We start from the raw sequence: 16,627 nt of genomic DNA, 5'->3' as shown, positions 1-16,627 counted from the left end.
GCGATATACCGCAACGCCTTTCGTTTTTGTAACGCGACGAAAGCTTAATCGATGCGGATTGTCACGAAACGCAGCTCGCCTGAACGCGAAGCAAGCATCAGAAGTGCATTCTTGCGGCCCTCGCGGCGCAAAGCATCAATCCGCTTCTTCACATCAGCAGGTGTCTTCACAGTGACCTGACCGATATCGACAATAACGTCACCTGTTTCGACGCGCTTCTCACCGGCAGCGGACCCCGGAGCGACGTAAAGCACGGCAACGCCTTCCACATCTTCAGCGATGCCAAATTCACCACGAACATCATCATTGATCTCCGCAAGCTTCATGCCCATCACAGTCGTAGCGGCTTGCTCTTTCTGGTCTTTTTTCTGAGTATCGGGTTTTGACGCATCGGGCGCTTCTGCGCCCTCTTCCATGTCTGGTGGAGGAGCCTGATCTTCTGTCGCCGCTTCAGTGCTCTTGTCGTCTTCAACCAGACGACCGAGTTTGACCTTTATGGTTTTCTCTTCACCATCACGAACAACAACAACATCAACCTCATCACCGACAGCACTTTCAGCCACAAGACGCGGCAGATCCCGCGCGCGTTCAACCGGCTTGCCATCATAGCGGATCACAACGTCACCAGCCTTGATGGCGGTATTGTCGACGCCTGAATTTTCAATCAGTCCGGCGATCAACGCGCCCTTCGCTTCTTTCAGACCAAGGCTCTGCGCAATATCTTCGGTAACCGGCTGCAGGCGTACACCAAGCCAGCCACGACGCACTTCGCCAAACTCTTTCAGCTGATCGATGACACCGACAGCCATTTCGGCAGGAATTGCAAAACCAATACCAATCGAACCACCCGACGGCGAATAGATTGCCGTATTGATGCCTATTACCTTGCCATCCATATCGAAAAGTGGACCGCCGGAATTACCCCGGTTGATCGCGGCATCTGTCTGGATGAAATCGTCATAAGGACCGGACTGAATATCGCGCTTGCGGGCCGAAATGATACCGGCTGTAACAGTGCCACCAAGGCCGAACGGGTTGCCGATCGCCAGAACCCAATCGCCAATGCGCGCCTTCTCAGAATTACCAAACTGCACAGCGGTGAGCTTATGTTTGGCCGGATCAACTTTCAGCACAGCGAGATCAGTTTTTGTATCTTTGCCGACAAGCTCGGCCTTGAGCTTCGATCCATCAACGAAATTCACTTCGATTTCATCGGCATCGGCAATGACGTGGTTGTTCGTGACGATATAGCCTTTTTCGGCGTCAATCACAAAACCGGAACCAAGCGACTGCACTTTGCGCGAATCGTTGCTCTTGTTGCCATCCTTGTCATTGAAGAAGTCGTTGAAGAACTCCTGAAAAGGTGAGCCTTCCGGCACTTGCGGCATTGGTACGCCGCCATCGCCTTCGCCGTCTTCCTTGACTGTCTGCGATGTTGAAATGTTTACGACCGCATCCAGGAGCCCTTCGGCAAGATCGGCCACGGAGCCAGGTCCTTGGCGTACCGGCGCAATCTGTTGTGCCCCAACTTGCTGAGCAACCGCTGGCGGCATGCCAATCGCCACTGTCCCTGTAAAACTCATCGCTCCAAGAGCTACGGTTGCTAAAAGGGTGCGAGCAAATCCCGCCTTGGGTGCAATTGCCATGAAGCTCTGCTCCGTTTCTGTCTGCGGTAATAAATCGAAAGGATTAGATCGCTGCAAAATACGGCCTGTTTACGGCCCCGCATAGAGTGGTGAGCAGAAATATAACGGATGAAGTGGCTTATCCCCTGACAAGCCAGACAATAAAGACGCCGATTGCCAGCGCTGAAAGCCCTGCAATCCTCAACATGCTTTCGGGTGCCTCGGATGCATCCCGCGCAAGCTTCTTGGCGAAAAAAGGAAAGCCGCCGTAGAGCAGCCCTTCGAAGACGAAGAGGAGTCCTACGGCGGCTAGAAAATCGCTCATTTGCGATAATCTCTCTTACTGCGACGGTGTTGCCAGTTTTCCACCAGCATCACGGAAGAACTTGAAGAACTCCGAATCCGGTGAAAGCACCAGCGTTGTGTCGGGCGTCTGCAGCGCTTCGCGATACGCGGCCATCGAACGATAGAAGGCGAAGAAGCCCGGATCTTTCGAGGCAGACAGAGCGAAGATTTCACTGCGCTGCGCTTCGCCTTCACCGCGAAGGATTTCCGATTCCTTGTGCGCTTCAGACAATGTTTCGACAACCTGACGATCAGCAATAGCGCGGATACGCTGAGCTGCTTCACGACCACGAGCTCTGAGACGTTCTGCTTCGGCAAGACGTTCTGCCTTCATGCGGTCATAGGTCTGCTGCGAAACTTCAGCAGTCAGATCTGTACGACGAATACGAACGTCTTCAATGGTCAGACCAAGTGAAGTCGCATCGGCACGCATCTGGTTAGCTACTTCACGCATCATGTCGCCACGCTCTTCGGAAAGCGCTGCTTCAAAGCCACGCTGACCGTAAACGCCACGCAATGCTGCATCAAGACGTGTCCGCAGGCGCTGCTCGGCAAGCAAAGTGCTACCGGAAACCGTTTCACGGAACTTGCGGGCATCGGTGATGCGATAGACGAGGAACGCATCCACGTCATAGAACTTGCCGCCCGAGACCTGAACGCGAATATCGTCGAGGTCGAAACGCAGGAGACGATCATCGATCAACTGCACTGTATCTGCATCAAGGAAGCCGAACGGCAGCTTGAAATAGATGCCCGGCTCGGTCTTCACGGCAACGATCTGACCGAAGCGCAGTACGATTGCCTGCTGGCGCTCGGTGACGATGAACGTCGCCGAGTAGAGAAGGAAGACGATGACGGCAATGATACCGCCAATAATCGGAAGCCTGTTCTGAGCCATTACTGTGCACCTCCGCCAGTCGTAGTCGCGTTTACACCGGGGCGCGGTTGCTGACGCATAAGTTCATTCAGAGGCAGATAAGGCACGACATCTTTTCCGGGTTCCACGATAACTTTCTTCGTGCTCTTCAGTACCTGTTCCATCGTTTCAAGGAAAAGACGGTTACGGGTGACTTCCGGCGACTTCTGGTACTCACCAAGAACCGAGGTAAAACGCTGTGCTTCACCTTCTGCTTCCTGAACGACACGGGTTTTGTAAGCTGCCGCTTCTTCGCGAAGCTGGGCTGCCTCACCGCGTGCCTGACCAAGCCGCTGGTTGGAGTACTGATTGGATTCTTCAACGAAACGATCTTCGTCCTGTTCCGCACGCTGCACTTCATCAAAGGCATCAGCCACTTCGCGTGGCGGCGCTGCATCTTCGATGGAAACGGCATTCACCTGAATACCGGCATTATACCGATCAAGCGTGGCCTGAACGATTTCGCGAACGCTCTGCGCAATAGCTGCACGATTGTCACGGAAGACATCCTGAGCCGGCCTGCGGCCGACGATCTCACGGATCGCACTCTCGGAAACCTGCTGGACCATCGAGTCAGGGCTATCAACGTTAAACAGATAAGCGCGTGGGTCCGATACGCGGTAAAGAACCGAGAACTGAACGTTGACGATGTTCTGATCACCCGTCAGCATCAAGCCCTGCGTGGCGTTACGCGAGCCCTGTCCGCCAATATTGATCTGCTTTTCGACGATCTGCGCCTTTTCATAGGTTTCGATCGGCCACCAATGGAAATGCAAGCCCGGCTCCGAAACCTCTGCCTTTGGCTTACCAAAGCGCAGTTCAACTGCGAGCTCGTCCGGCTGTACTGTATAGATGGACTGGAAAAGCCAAAAACCCAGTACCGCTGCACCGATGAGGAAAAATACGCCGCGATTGCTGCCGCCCTTGCCACCGCCGCCACCTGGGAAAACCTTTTTCAGACGGTCCTGGCCCTTGCGAAGAATATCCTCGAGATCAGGTGGCGTGTTCTGTCCACCACCGCGCGGTCCTTTCGGTCCCTGCCCCCAGGGGCCGCCGTTGCCGCCGTTATTATTGTTATTGTTATTATTATCGCCGCCGCCACCCCATGGGCCACCGCCGCCGTTCTGATTACTCCAGGGCATCCTCACCTCTCGTCCGGGAGACGGGAAAGCAAGCGCCACCTCCCGTCATCAACTAATGTTACCGTTTTATAGGCATCGCGAGGGCCGCTTTCAACGTAAGGCGGCAAATTTCCTGCGTTATAATTTACGCAACACGCCGTTCATACCGAATATAGCGTGTTGGATGGCTATCTTTTTCACCTGCGGGCACGTCCTCGGTCGAAATGGCCTGCCAAATTTCCGAATCGATTTCAGGGAAATATGTGTCACCATCGATCGTGGCCACTACGCGGGTGAGATGCACCACATCTGCCAATGGTAGCCCCTGAGCATAGATGTTGCCACCACCAATAATGCAGACTTCATCGACACTGAGCTCAGCTGCAAGCTTGCGTCCGATATCTATTGCATCTTCAAGCGAACCGACAACCAGTGCGCCTTCCACACTAAACGCGGCGTCGCGTGTCACAACGATACTGGGTCGTCCCGGCAAAGGGCGACCGATGGACTCCCATGTGCGGCGCCCCATGATGACAGGTTTGCCCAATGTCAGTGCCTTGAATCGCTTGAGATCGGTCGACAGCTTCCATGGCATGTCGTTGTCACGACCAATGACATTGTTTTCAGCAGCAGCCACGATGATCGATACAATCGGCTTCCGAGTTGTCATGTCTTACACCGCAATCGGAGCTTTGATCGTTGGATCGGCTTCGTATCCAACAAGTTCAAAATCCTCAAAACGGAAATCAAACAGGTCTTTTACATTTGGATTGATCCGCATCGTCGGCAACTGCTTCGGGGTGCGGGTAAGCTGCAGACGCGCCTGCTCGAAATGGTTGGAATAGATATGCGCGTCGCCCAGTGTGTGAACGAAGTCACCCGGCTCAAGGTCTGCCACCTGCGCGATCATCATCGTCAGCAGCGCGTAGGATGCGATGTTGAACGGAACGCCCAGGAAAATATCCGCCGAACGCTGATAAAGCTGGCAGGAAAGCTTGCCGTCCGACACATAAAACTGGAACAGGCAATGACATGGCGGCAGAGCCATTTCATCGACCAGTGCCGGATTCCACGCAGAGACGATCAAACGTCGTGAATTAGGATTTTCCCGCAACATCTTTAAAAGATTCGCGATCTGGTCAATGTGGCGGCCATCTGGTGCAGGCCACGAACGCCACTGATAGCCATAGACCGGACCGAGATCACCATTTTCATCGGCCCATTCATCCCATATCGAAACGCCGTTTTCCTTGAGATAAGCGATGTTGGTATCGCCTTTGAGAAACCACAGCAGTTCATGGATGATTGAGCGCAGATGCAGCTTTTTCGTCGTCAGAACCGGGAAGCCTTCGGCCAGATTGAACCGCATCTGATAGCCGAACACCGAGCGCGTGCCTGTTCCGGTGCGGTCCCCACGGTCAGAACCGTTGTCGAGCACATGCTGGAGAAGGTCGAGATAGGTGCGCATAGGGATTACTTTCCGGGCCGATTCGTTTTGACACCACTATAAAGAAAAACCTCGGCGCGACGAGGCACCGAGGTTTCAAACTCCACAGGGGAGTGAAAAGATCAAAGGTCGCCGAGCTTACCGAGCTGCTTGGCTACCAGATAATAGAAGGTGACGCGGTGCTTGTTGCGATCGCCCTTCATGACTTCCGCCACGTGATTGACCACTTCTTCGGCTTTTGCAGCATCAGCAACACCGAGCTTTTTCGCCACCCAGCTATCGCGAACGCGCTTCAATTCTTCCGGGTCCGTCGCCGAAACGAGAGAGGAATCGCGATTGCGCAGCGCAATACCGAGATGCTTTACGATCTTCTCGACGACGGCTTCATCTGCACCAGCATCATAACGACGGACATCCGCGAGATATTCACTCATATATCCACTCTCCTTCGATTGGGCCTTTGCCCCGTTTAAACCTCCGCCAGAGCCGGAGAATTTCGATCCCTATCAAGCCATGCACCGATAGTGTCACGAGGATTGACCAGCGGAAGCTGGCTGTCAATGAAAAATGAACCCAAAAAGCGAAGCCAGTCGGCCGCCAACAACCTGTAAAATCACAACTACCCTCTTCCAATCACGAGGAAGGACGCCTATATACGGCGTGTCAGCGCAAGCTGACTATGGTGATAAATGGACGATGTAATAAACCTATTGGACCCGGGGGCGGTACCCGGCGCCTCCACCAGAACACAAGATGCTTCAGAAGCAAGTTGTGTTGTGGCGGGGGCGAAATAGGATCGACAAGGGTGTAAAGATCGCTCTTTTGCTCGGCATGATACCACCGTTATCGGGTCAATTGAGTAGTTGCAAATGACAACAAAGCTCAGGGTTACGCTCTCGCTGCCTAATGGCGGTGCGGGAAACCCACTCTAAAGCCCTTAGGGTTAGCACCTTAAGGCGGGGTTCGGAGGCACCTGGCAACAGAAGCCTCCACTTTCCCTCATCAATTGAATTTTTAGTCTTCGGGCCTTTTAAGGCGAAGCCATTTCGCGCTGGATAAAGCTTAAAGCGCGTCGCATGATCATACTTGAAATGCGACACGCTTTAGCAACGTCAGACGATAGCTGGTTCGGTTTCGGGCACTTGTGTTTCCGTTACCTCTATCTCCGCTGGTTGTGTTTTGGACGAAAGAGCAATCATTGCGATGATGAATGCAAGGACAGCACAAGCCGCTATACCAGCAACCATCGGCAATGGTGATCCGTCGAAGACAGCGCTCGTCACGGCAATGGCCAAACCGCCAATGACAAACTGCAATGTACCCATCAATGCAGATGCAGTTCCGGCGATCTCGCCATAATCTTCAAGCGCAAGCACTGCCGTTGTCGGAATGACCAAGCCTAAAAAGCCATAGCCGACGAACAGGAACGCCGCCATCACATAAAGCGACTGATAGCCCAGCAGAATGACTGCGAGTAGCGCCACCATGGATGTGGCAAAGCCGGTTACTGCCATCTTGACCACACGGCGCAGTCCAAAGCGTGCGCCAAGCACCCCATTGAGCTGAGAAGCCGCGAAGAATGACACGGCATTGACGGAGAACGCGATCGCATACTGGCTCGGCGTCAGACCGTAATGGTCGATAAGCACGAAGGATGAATTCGCCAGATAGACGAAGAATGCCGAGATACCAAAACCGCCAATGCTTACCAGGCCAAGGAAGTAGCGGTCTTTGAGCAGGCGCGCATAGCCGCTGAGCGCACTACTAATATTGCTCTCAAGTCGCGCTTCCGCGCCACGTGTCTCTTTGAGCAGTGATCCAATAAGCGCAATGCCAATCAGCGCCGCAATAAACACCGCCCAGAATACGCTGCGCCATCCAAAAAAGCTGATCAGCACAGAGCCGGTGAGTGGTGCCAGAATTGGAGAGATGGAGAAAACCAGCATCAGCAGAGACATGAGGCGTGCCGCATCCACTCCGGTGTGCAAATCACGCACAATCGCGCGTGGAATAACGGAGCCGGACGCAGCGCCAATGCCCTGTACAAAACGGAACAACACCAGAATATCAATATCCGATGCAAAGGCTGATCCGATACTACCGATGGAAAACAGAACCAGACCGCCATAAAGCGGCAGCTTGCGTCCGATCATGTCGGAAAGAGGTCCAAGGAAAAGTTGTGCCAGCGCCAATGCCAGAAAGAATGCAAGCAGACTCATCTGCACCGCGCTCGTCTCCGCATGGAGATCTGAAGCGATTGTCGGTAGTGCAGGCAGGTACATATCTATAGCAAACGGACCAATAGCGGACAAAAGGCCGAGAATAATCGCATTGCGCACGAGACCAGAAGTCATGGGGAGGAGCGCTTTCATCAATGTTTCGTGAGTCGCCTGTTGCGATTTTGGACACATTCAGGCCCGCGGCACCGCTTGGGAGGATGGGAAAGCCAAAGTCCAAATATCGCAACAGATGTTCTATCCACATGTTACTGCTGCATATTTTTAATAATTTCTGTGACATTTCCGGCCCCCAACCGGATATCCCAGCCTTTAAAAATAGTGTAGCAATCGCCACAATGGACGGATTGTCAAAACCGTTTTGACACAACTGTAAAATTAGACACTATTGTCCAAACCGTCAAGCCGTCTTATGTTAAGGATATGAAACCTACTGACATGCTCGATATCGCCGTTCTATCGGATAGACCCGCTACCCTTCCCAAAGGGGTGAGTTCCACGGTCATCAAGCCGGGACAATGCATGAAGCGCGACTTCATTCTTTGCGCTGCTGCTCGCGTTTTTTATCGCGATGGCTTTCAGGGTGCGAGTATCGATCTGATTGCCAGTGAGGCCGGTGTATCTCGCCAGACGATCTATAATCACTATCGTGATAAAGAAGCACTGTTGGCGGCCGTTGTGGATGACGCTTTCGACAGGATGATGTCGAGCCTTTTTGCTGTCCTCGCAACCTTTCCGCAATCGAGCGAAAATCTTGAAGACGACCTTATCGCCTTCTCCATCAGGATGAGTCGCAATTGCGTTTATGATCCCTCGACTGCATTTTTACGCAAAGTGTTTCAATCCGACGAGGACGCTCTTCCACTGGGTGCAAAGCTTTGCAGCACAAAAGGCCCCGCACAAGGTGTGCCCGCTATTGCAGCCCATCTGGCGCGACTTGCTCTTGCGGGCGATTTGGTGATCGAAGACCCAGACCTTGCTGCCCGTCACTATCTGGCGCTTATCAATGCCGATATCCATTACCATCTCCTGACAGGCCAAAGCATCGACGATTCCATAATTGAGCAAAGCTCGATCAATGGCGTGCGTACATTTCTGATGGCTTTTGGTAAGCGCTCATAAGCTGCGTACTTTGCCTTTCAGCATCGTCAAATTCGCGCCCTGATTGCTCTTTCAGTCCCACCATCGTGGGAGTTGAGCTTTTTCACGATATAATTTTCAATTCCCCTGAGAACAAACTTGACATCAACCCGCGAATCCGTGGGATAAGCAAAATATGGTACAGGACCTGATCCGTTATGATATTCTAGCTCAGGAAGCCCTACGTGGCGTCATTCGCAAGGTTCTTGCGGAAGTGGCGACGACTGGCTTGCCTGGAAACCACCACTTCTTCATCACGTTCCTCACAGGAGCGCCTGGTGTACGCATTTCATCGCGTCTCAAGGAAAAATATCCTGAGCAGATGACAGTTGTGTTGCAGCACCAGTTCTGGGACATGCTGGTTACGGACCAGCTGTTTGAAATCGGCCTTTCCTTCGGCGATGTGCCTGAAAAGCTGACAGTCCCCTTCGCCGCTATTCGCGGTTTCTATGACCCATCAGTGAATTTCGAGCTGGAATTCGATGTGTCCGTTGTCCAGCCGACGAGCGACAATGATGAAGGCAGCAATATTTCTTCGATTGAGCTGATCTCCTCTGAGGAAGCTCCGGCAAAGTCGCCGAAATCAAAATCCAAGCCGCGTAAGACTGCGGCTGAAAAGGAAGATGCTGCCGCCAAGGATAAAGAAGCAGCTGACGGAGAAGATACGGAACCCAAGCCGTCTGCAGATGTTGTCTCGCTCGACTCCTTCCGCAAGAAGTAAGTCTTATCTTATTCTGAAACATTCTATGCGCCGGTAGAAGAAACTTCTGCCGGCGTTTTGCTTTTTGTGCTTTTAAAATTTCTAACTCGTCATCGGCCATCGCATGGTAATTGACTTTAATCAAAGCGTGCAGATTATTAGTCTGTAAATACTGGAACACATTCTGAAAAGTGGGAACGGGTTTTCGGAACAAGATGTGCATAAAAACAAAACATAGAGCATTTCTAATGATTCAATTTAAACTGGAAATGTTCTGGCTCGACGGCAACTCATCTGGATCGGTTTTAATATGCTGCGTTTAATAGCTCAAATTGTCTTATGGTTTAGCGGCATCGTTGCGGGCTTCTTTGTCGCCAAAGACGCGCCGAATTTTCCGCTGTGGCAGATGACTTTCGGACTACTTCTGCTCGTGATACTTTCACTGCTGATATGGTGGTTCACCAATCCGAAAACCCCAGAAAAGTAGAAGCGTCGAGGCCGTTATCCCTCTGGCGGCTTAGCTACAGCAGGCATTCATGAGTGAGATCATCAATCTGCGCCAGTTCAAAAAGAACAAGGCGCGTGTCTCCAAGGAAAAGCAAGCTGAACAGAACAGAGTTCTGTTTGGCAGGACCAAGGCCGAGAAAGATTTCGTGCAAGCAGAAACCCGTAAGACCGAAAACTTTCTCGCAAACAACAAGCTCGATTCGCGCGATAAACCGGATGAGAACACGTGAATCAGTCAGCCCGCTTGCGAAAGCGCTCTGTCACTATTCGCGGCCACGCCACGAGCTACACGCTTGAAGAGCCGTTCTTCGAAATCCTTGAAGAAATAGCACAGAAACGACAGGTTTCCGTGGCATCACTGATTGCCGGGATCGATGGACAGCGTGATCGCACGATCAACCTGTCATCCGCCTTGCGCCTCTATGTTCTCGACTGGCTGAAATCGAGACTTCAGATTTAGAACATAATCCGACCGGAGTGACCCGAGGATCGATAAGATTATGCTTCGAATAAGATGCGGTAGAGGGCCGATCTGCTTCAATCAGATCGAAACGCGCTCTAAGGCTGAGGACTTGGCGCCGTAGTCGGCGATTGCTCCAGATCCTTCAGAAACTCATTCAACGACTGTCCACCCTGCTGCCCGTTGAGCTGAGCTGGCGGATTGCCGCCAACTGCGGGACGCTGTGCCTCGAGAGCGTTTCGTGCAGCCTGTTCGCGTGCTTCGGCTTCCGCCTTGCGACGTGCTTCTTCTTCCAGCCTCAAACGTTCACGCTCCTGCGCATCCGATGAAAGCAGATCAAGCTGACGACGCAGGCGCTGCTTCTCCATGATGCTGGCCTGCATGGCCTCGACGCGTTCCTGTTCCCGCTCAAGCGCGCGCTGCGTTAGGAACTGGACCAACGGCTGACGATCGAACTGAACCGATGGTTCCTCATAAAACCCACCGATTGAATACCTGAGATTGGCCGCACTGCCAGACTGCGTATCTTCAGCCTGCTTGAAAGAGAAGCTGCCTTCACCGCTCAAACTCAATGTGGAGAGATCCAACTGTAAATCCCCTGCCAGCACCGTGTCACCGGAATTAAGGCTAATCGGTGCCAGTCGGGCAATGCCACCGGCGACAGTGAAATCAAACCGTGCGTTACCAGCAGCAAAGCTTCCCTGACCGACTGCCTTGTCTGCAATCGCCGCAAACTGCTTTGCATCTAGTTGGGAAGCGCCTGCAGGTTGATCGCCCATGGCATCAGCCGCTGTAAGCATCCCCGCGAAAGCATTTTGATCAAGGCCATTGATCGCAAAGTTTTCAACATCTGCACTGCCTGATCCTGCGAGAGATGAAACAAGATCGGCCACGCTCGTACCGCTACCATTCAAAGACAGAGCGGCTTTCACCGTACCTGAGAAGGGATTGCTACCGTCTGGCAGACGGTAAAAATCCTGAAGCGCAGCACCGCTCCATTTGAGATCGGAGGTCAAAAGCGCAGTCTTATCATTGTTGCGCAGTGAAACATTGCCAACCAGATAGCCGCCGGCCCAATTACCTGTCAGCTCGCCAAGTGTCAGATCATCCATGCCCTTCTGGAGTCGGGTAGAAAAATCGCTCAAAACTCCAAACCCATTCATATGAGCCTGTGCTGCGTTAAGCTTCATATCAATGAGCAGCGGCAAGGATGGTCGCACAGAAAATGGTGTCTTTGGCCAGATCGATACTTTTGATGCCTTTACAGGCTCAATAGCCTCCTGCCCCAACATGATCGCTGCCAGACTACCAAGCTCGATAGAAGCCAGTTTGGCTTCACCCTTGAGTTGTGGCAGACCGCTATCGGAAAAATTTGCTTCTATACGCGCAGAAACATCATCTCCGCCGAGTTTGCCAGAAAAGTTCGGAAAGCGAAGAAGGCCTTTTGCAAACTGGAAATCGCTGGAAAGATCAGCGGACAGCCCCTCGCCAAATCCCGGCAAAGAATACCCAGCTGTCGCTATAAATGGCTGCAAATCGTCAGATTTCAACTGAGCCTTACCGCTTGCGGCAATATCGCCTCCAACTAGCGAGAGGATGCCATCGGCGGCAGCCGTTCCATCGGGCGCCGTTAGCTTAAGTTGTGTCCGCATACCTGCGCTCGGCGCACCCTGCATGGTTAAATCCGCCGTCAACTCACCAGCAAGCCCCAAAGGCAGTGACGGCAGGCCCAGAAGCGCGAGAACAGTTTCTCCGTTCTGAGATGTTGCAGTTCCGTTCAGCTGCATCTGCATCGGATCACTCTCGGAACTCCCGCCACTCGTGGTGCCTGAGAGATCCAGCTTCATCCCGCCCGCTTTGCCGGTCACGCTGAAAGATGCTTCACCGCCCTTGGCGGGGGTCTTTGTGTTCGCTTCTTTGGTCCGCGCACTCTTGTCTGTGCCAGCATTCTTGCCAGCACTGTTGTTTGCAGAAGCGACTGGCGCAGCATCACCATTCGGCGCTGCGACTGCATTGGCAATAATGTTAATTTCGGTGTCATCAAACAGGCCCGGATAATTGTCCGCACGTGCCGAAAGCGACCTGAAAAATGGGATTTGTGGATGACGATGCGCGACCAGCGTCAGAAAATGCGACAGATCTGCAGACAGCAAAGTCGCATCCAGCGTACCTGACGGCGCAGACGCAAACGGCTCATAGGCACCCGTCGCCGTTAAAGTCGTACCGGCTACATCGTTGACCATCAGGCGATCAAAATCAAAACGTCCACCATGCACGCGCACAGCAAGATCAACACTACCTGCTTCCATATCCTCGTACTGAACTGGCCCTGCCTTGAAACCGATATCAAGCGCCTGCCCTTCAAGAGAAGCCATGCCATGACCGCTTGAGAAAAAGCCTGTAAAGGCCCGCAACGCATCGCTATCGACTGCACCACCATGAAGCCTAAGCGTAACAGCTGGCTCAGCAGAGCCAGCGACTTGTCGCAGGAAGCTGCCTTTCAGCGACGTTTGCCCCAATCCGACTTCAAGTTCGTCAATACTCTGCATGCCATCACGCAGATCGACTTTGCCGGAAAAGCCGACGCTATCAAGTTTGCGGATCGATTCATCGACAGTCTCATTGAGCCATGAGGCAAGTCCTGATGGCTGGCGCGAAGCCACAAGCATATCGCCTGCAAAGCCAAAATCCTTACCAACAGAAAGCTTGCCCTTTGCTTCAACCTTCGTGCGTCCCGGCAGATCAGCGGAAAACTGGCGGATATTCCAGCCGTTGCCGTCAGGGCCTGCACTGATCGTCACGGAGCGAATTGTGGTGCCACCGGCAATCACCGCAGGCAAACGCAGTTCCACGTTGCCGGGCATTCCGGGGATTGGTAATTGCTCAAGCATACGGCGGACAAGTGCCACACGATCACCGAGCGGCACGGGTGTAACAGCCTGCTGGTCTTCCGTGGTTTCGACGGGACCCCAGAAAATCTGCTGTCCATCGGCGCTGATATCAAAACGCGGCGTGTCGCCGTAATCAATAAATGCCTTGCCGTTTACCACATAAGGATTATCGGCAGGCCCTTGTTCCATACGGAATTCGCGGGCATCAAACCGGCTTCTGTCCGCCTCGAACTTGCCCGACAACCGTAAATCGCTAAAAAACGGCTTCTCAGTTGATGTCTTCTGATTTTTGGTATTCAGTGCAACGGCATCCGCCGAACGAAGCGAGAAGTTGCCTGCATAGTTGAGACGCCCCTCCTTCAGAGTAATATCGCCATCTGTTTCAAAGGATGCGGGAATTGCATCGGGAGAAATACGTGCCCGCAGTCGCAACGAACCATCGGGCTTTGCCTCACCACTGTTGAGATCAAGCGCGAGCTTCTGCCCTTCAATATCCAAAGTACCATTGGCCTGCCAGGGCCCGGACAGACTATTCGCAGACATCACCGCATTGATAGATGTCGCCGTATGAAGACGTCCGCTTGCTTCATCATGTAGGGTCGCTGTGCCGTCCAGAATTGAAAGCCGCTCGACCTTGATATGGGCCGGATCAATTGGCGTGGAAGGACGAATTGCCCAATCCACCTTACCGTCCTTATCGAGGGAAACAATGGCCTGCGGGCGCTCAACGCGCATATCGAAAATCAAGAGCTGGCCGCGCAGAAACGGCATCAATTCTGCATCCATCGAAAACGTATCAACCGTCATCACCGGACGGGCGACATCACCTACGCGGACATCGGAAAATGCCACAGAAGGAAAAGGCAGTAGACGCGCACTCACATCACCCGTTACATGCACCGGACGGCCAAGTACCCGGCTTGCTTCACGTTCGAAATCGGCACGGTAGCCGCTCCAGTCAACAAAGGGCGGCACGACAAGCGCTGCCGTCAAAAGCAACACCAAAAGCCCTCCGACGATGACGAATATGCGGCCCAAGAAAAAACTCCGGTATTGTGCGAATTTCAGAATTACACGAAAACAAACGGTGAATCACGCTCTCGTTACAGCGCAACATAAAGCATGAGCCCGGAAAGTGTGAAATGCTTTTCGGGTCTAATCATATTTCTGCAAAAACGACATCAGTCCGGCGATAACAAGGCCCGGCGATAACAAGACAAAGTGCCTCACGCCGAGCCGAATTAAAAACCTGATTGAATCAACGTCTGAAAAACGCTCACCAAACCGCTGATTTGATTCACGGAATAAGAATCTTGCCGGGGTTCATAATATTGCCCGGATCAAGCGATTTCTTGATCATGCGCATGTAATCAGTCGCCTCGCCAAGCTCCATGGGGAGGTATTTCATCTTGCCCTGGCCGATACCGTGCTCGCCCGTGCAAGTGCCTTCCATAGCCAGAGCGCGCTTGACCAGTCGATCCATGAACTCTTCCGCCCGCGCCATTTCCGCTGCGTCATCCGTATCGAGTAGCAGAAGAAGATGGAAATTACCGTCGCCGACATGGCCGACCACCGGGGCGATCAGTCCGCTTTCAGCCAAGTCTTTTTCGGTCTCTGCGATGCAATCGGCAAGGCGCGAAATCGGTACGCAAACATCCGTCGAGACACCCTTGGCACCCGGACGCAGAAGGAAGGAGGCCAGATAGGCATCATGCCGCGCACGCCATAGCCGGTCGCGCTCTTCAGGATCATTGGTCCAGCGAAATTCACCTCCGCCATTTCCGGCAGCAATTTCACCAAAAATTTCCGCCTGCTCAGCAACGCCGGTTTCCGTGCCGTGAAACTCTACGAACAAATAGGGTTGTGCTTCATAAGGCAGTTTGGAATGCAGGATCAACGCTTCCATCTGAAGCTTGTTGACCAGCTCAATACGTGCCACCGGAATACCCATCTGAATGGTTTCGATCACTGCACGGCAGGCCGATTCAACATCGGGGAATGGACAGATGCCGCCCGATACTGCCTGCGGAATGCCCTGCAGTTTCAAAGTAAGCTCGGTGATAATGCCGAGCGTGCCTTCCGAACCGATCAAAAGTCTCGTGAGATCATACCCCGCTGCGGTCTTCTTCACGCGCTTCGATGTTTCGATCAGGCGACCATCCGGCATAACAGCTTTGAGCGCCATTACGTTTTCGCGCATGGTGCCATAGCGAACCGCATTTGTACCGGAAGCACGTGTAGAAGCCATGCCGCCAAGCGTTGCATTCGCACCCGGATCAATTGGAAAGAAAAGCCCAGTATCGCGCAGATATTCATTCAATTCCCGTCGCGTGATACCCGGCTCTATCACACAATCAAGGTCTTCTGCATGAACCGCCAGAACACGGTTCATCCCAGTCAAATCGATCGACACGCCACCGGCAGGTGCATTTACCTGGCCCTCAAGCGAGGAACCGGCACCAAATGCAATCACCGGCACCTTATGCTCGGCGCAGATGTGAACGACATCCTGCACGTCTTGTGTTGTCTGTGCGAAAATGACGATGTCGGGTGCCTGCGTCGGCACATATGTCGTCGTGTGGCCATGCTGCTCGCGGATTGCCTGCCCGGTCTGGGCGCGTTCACCAAAACGTTGTTTCAGGATAGCAACAGCGGCTGCAATGCCCTCCTCATTTCGCTGAAGGGCAACCACATTCTGAAGCGACATCGTTCATTCTCCGTATTTCAATTTTCAAACAGCGGTCAAAGCCAGCGCGACCGGGTCCTGTCCCAGATGCTCGGCAATGGCCCGCACGACAAGGTTATGATCTTCGCGTTGCGGCAGACCAGAAACAATGGCCGTTCCGATAACGCCCGCTCCTGCAACATGGATTGGGAAGCCTCCGCCCGCCAATGCATAATCCGCTACATCCAGCGCCTTGTGTGCGGCAAACATTTTGTCGTCGCGGTTCTGCTCCAGAACAAGGCGATAGCTCGAAGCATGAAAGCGACGCACCACGTTGAACTTGCGGCGAAGCCATTCCGTGTTATCGACCGTGGTTCCGGCTGTCGCAGCGAAGAACAAACGGCGATCCCAGAGCGATATATCAATGGCGACTGGAAGCTTCTGCTTTACAGCCAGATCACGTATCCGCTGGCCCAACGAAAACGCGTCGTTTTCATTAAAAGACGTGAAAATCAGCGCCTGCTCCTGTCGGATGATCTGCTTGATATCGTCACTCTGCGGCATGATCAATTT

At 53.1% G+C, this 16,627-nt stretch carries 15 protein-coding genes and 1 other RNA gene; 5 read left to right on the top strand and 11 right to left on the bottom strand.

Going from position 1 to position 16,627, the window contains the following annotated elements; genetic code table 11:
• Window positions 1-44: 44 nt before the first annotated feature.
• The 7 genes from QBD00_RS01990 to QBD00_RS01960 form a co-directional block, all read right to left on the bottom strand.
• Window positions 45-1,646, bottom strand: coding sequence for a Do family serine endopeptidase (locus QBD00_RS01990; RefSeq protein ID WP_318578531.1), 1,602 nt, complete (start codon window positions 1,644-1,646; stop codon window positions 45-47).
• Window positions 1,647-1,764: 118 nt separating this feature from the next.
• Window positions 1,765-1,950: a DUF2065 domain-containing protein gene (locus tag QBD00_RS01985; protein ID WP_007875705.1), complete on the bottom strand. Its 186-nt coding sequence runs from the start codon at window positions 1,948-1,950 to the stop codon at window positions 1,765-1,767.
• A gap of 15 nt (window positions 1,951-1,965) precedes the next feature.
• On the bottom strand, window positions 1,966-2,868 hold the full coding sequence (gene hflC / locus QBD00_RS01980) for a protease modulator HflC (RefSeq protein WP_095446931.1): 903 nt from the start codon (window positions 2,866-2,868) through the stop codon (window positions 1,966-1,968).
• Complete coding sequence (hflK, locus tag QBD00_RS01975; protein WP_095446932.1) at window positions 2,868-4,028, bottom strand: FtsH protease activity modulator HflK; 1,161 nt, start codon at window positions 4,026-4,028, stop codon at window positions 2,868-2,870. The genes hflC and hflK overlap by 1 nt, the downstream gene beginning before the upstream one ends.
• 124 nt (window positions 4,029-4,152) lie before the next feature.
• Window positions 4,153-4,677, bottom strand: coding sequence for a dihydrofolate reductase (locus tag QBD00_RS01970; RefSeq protein WP_318578530.1), 525 nt, complete (start codon window positions 4,675-4,677; stop codon window positions 4,153-4,155).
• Between the two features lie 3 nt (window positions 4,678-4,680).
• Entirely contained in the window at window positions 4,681-5,475 is a 795-nt protein-coding gene (locus QBD00_RS01965) for a thymidylate synthase (RefSeq protein WP_095446934.1), read from the bottom strand.
• 101 nt (window positions 5,476-5,576) lie between these two features.
• On the bottom strand, window positions 5,577-5,888 hold the full coding sequence (locus tag QBD00_RS01960; protein WP_095446935.1) for a DUF2853 family protein: 312 nt from the start codon (window positions 5,886-5,888) through the stop codon (window positions 5,577-5,579).
• A gap of 189 nt (window positions 5,889-6,077) precedes the next feature.
• On the opposite strand from QBD00_RS01960, the gene ssrA reads away from it, so the two are divergent.
• Window positions 6,078-6,448: a transfer-messenger RNA gene (ssrA, locus tag QBD00_RS01955) on the top strand.
• 118 nt (window positions 6,449-6,566) lie between these two features.
• On the opposite strand, the gene QBD00_RS01950 is transcribed toward ssrA, so the two are convergent.
• Window positions 6,567-7,808: a multidrug effflux MFS transporter gene (locus tag QBD00_RS01950; RefSeq protein ID WP_095447927.1), complete on the bottom strand. Its 1,242-nt coding sequence runs from the start codon at window positions 7,806-7,808 to the stop codon at window positions 6,567-6,569.
• 306 nt (window positions 7,809-8,114) lie between these two features.
• On the opposite strand from QBD00_RS01950, the gene QBD00_RS01945 reads away from it, so the two are divergent.
• From QBD00_RS01945 to QBD00_RS01930, 4 genes are all read left to right on the top strand, one after another.
• A complete protein-coding gene (locus tag QBD00_RS01945) occupies window positions 8,115-8,813 on the top strand; it encodes a TetR/AcrR family transcriptional regulator (protein ID WP_318578529.1) in 699 nt (232 codons plus the stop codon).
• Between the two features lie 154 nt (window positions 8,814-8,967).
• Window positions 8,968-9,552 (top strand): SspB family protein, encoded by a 585-nt coding sequence (locus tag QBD00_RS01940; RefSeq protein WP_095446938.1) that lies wholly within the window; start codon window positions 8,968-8,970, stop codon window positions 9,550-9,552.
• Window positions 9,553-10,067: 515 nt separating this feature from the next.
• The gene (locus QBD00_RS01935; RefSeq protein ID WP_318578528.1) at window positions 10,068-10,268 is read left to right on the top strand and encodes a DUF4169 family protein; all 201 of its coding nucleotides are present in this window, start codon (window positions 10,068-10,070) and stop codon (window positions 10,266-10,268) included.
• Window positions 10,265-10,498: a ribbon-helix-helix domain-containing protein gene (locus tag QBD00_RS01930; protein ID WP_095446940.1), complete on the top strand. Its 234-nt coding sequence runs from the start codon at window positions 10,265-10,267 to the stop codon at window positions 10,496-10,498. Before QBD00_RS01935 ends, QBD00_RS01930 begins: the two co-directional genes overlap by 4 nt.
• A gap of 98 nt (window positions 10,499-10,596) precedes the next feature.
• On the opposite strand, the gene QBD00_RS01925 is transcribed toward QBD00_RS01930, so the two are convergent.
• From QBD00_RS01925 to QBD00_RS01915, 3 genes are all read right to left on the bottom strand, one after another.
• Window positions 10,597-14,427, bottom strand: a complete 3,831-nt coding sequence (locus tag QBD00_RS01925) for an AsmA family protein (protein ID WP_318578527.1) — start codon at window positions 14,425-14,427, stop codon at window positions 10,597-10,599.
• A 259-nt stretch (window positions 14,428-14,686) separates the two neighbouring features.
• The gene (locus QBD00_RS01920) at window positions 14,687-16,096 is read right to left on the bottom strand and encodes an FAD-binding oxidoreductase (protein ID WP_318578526.1); all 1,410 of its coding nucleotides are present in this window, start codon (window positions 16,094-16,096) and stop codon (window positions 14,687-14,689) included.
• A gap of 24 nt (window positions 16,097-16,120) precedes the next feature.
• Window positions 16,121-16,618, bottom strand: coding sequence for a heme-degrading domain-containing protein (locus QBD00_RS01915; protein ID WP_095446943.1), 498 nt, complete (start codon window positions 16,616-16,618; stop codon window positions 16,121-16,123).
• Window positions 16,619-16,627: the final 9 nt, after the last annotated feature.

The organism is Ochrobactrum sp. AN78, from assembly GCF_029909885.1.
Taxonomy (GTDB): Bacteria; Pseudomonadota; Alphaproteobacteria; order Rhizobiales; family Rhizobiaceae; genus Brucella; species Brucella quorumnocens.
This window is presented reverse-complemented; position numbering and strand designations above follow the sequence as displayed.

Bases quoted from the DNA above. Each gene is read 5' to 3' on its own strand.
- QBD00_RS01990 (WP_318578531.1), bottom strand. From the start codon at position 1,646: ATGGCAATTGCACCCAAGGCGGGATTTGCTCGCACCCTTTTAGCAACC.
- QBD00_RS01985 (WP_007875705.1), bottom strand. From the start codon at position 1,950: ATGAGCGATTTTCTAGCCGCCGTAGGACTCCTCTTCGTCTTCGAAGGG.
- hflC (WP_095446931.1), bottom strand. From the start codon at position 2,868: ATGGCTCAGAACAGGCTTCCGATTATTGGCGGTATCATTGCCGTCATC.
- hflK (WP_095446932.1), bottom strand. From the start codon at position 4,028: ATGCCCTGGAGTAATCAGAACGGCGGCGGTGGCCCATGGGGTGGCGGC.
- QBD00_RS01970 (WP_318578530.1), bottom strand. From the start codon at position 4,677: ATGACAACTCGGAAGCCGATTGTATCGATCATCGTGGCTGCTGCTGAA.
- QBD00_RS01965 (WP_095446934.1), bottom strand. From the start codon at position 5,475: ATGCGCACCTATCTCGACCTTCTCCAGCATGTGCTCGACAACGGTTCT.
- QBD00_RS01960 (WP_095446935.1), bottom strand. From the start codon at position 5,888: ATGAGTGAATATCTCGCGGATGTCCGTCGTTATGATGCTGGTGCAGAT.
- QBD00_RS01950 (WP_095447927.1), bottom strand. From the start codon at position 7,808: ATGACTTCTGGTCTCGTGCGCAATGCGATTATTCTCGGCCTTTTGTCC.
- QBD00_RS01945 (WP_318578529.1), top strand. From the start codon at position 8,115: ATGAAACCTACTGACATGCTCGATATCGCCGTTCTATCGGATAGACCC.
- QBD00_RS01940 (WP_095446938.1), top strand. From the start codon at position 8,968: ATGGTACAGGACCTGATCCGTTATGATATTCTAGCTCAGGAAGCCCTA.
- QBD00_RS01935 (WP_318578528.1), top strand. From the start codon at position 10,068: ATGAGTGAGATCATCAATCTGCGCCAGTTCAAAAAGAACAAGGCGCGT.
- QBD00_RS01920 (WP_318578526.1), bottom strand. From the start codon at position 16,096: ATGTCGCTTCAGAATGTGGTTGCCCTTCAGCGAAATGAGGAGGGCATT.
- QBD00_RS01915 (WP_095446943.1), bottom strand. From the start codon at position 16,618: ATGCCGCAGAGTGACGATATCAAGCAGATCATCCGACAGGAGCAGGCG.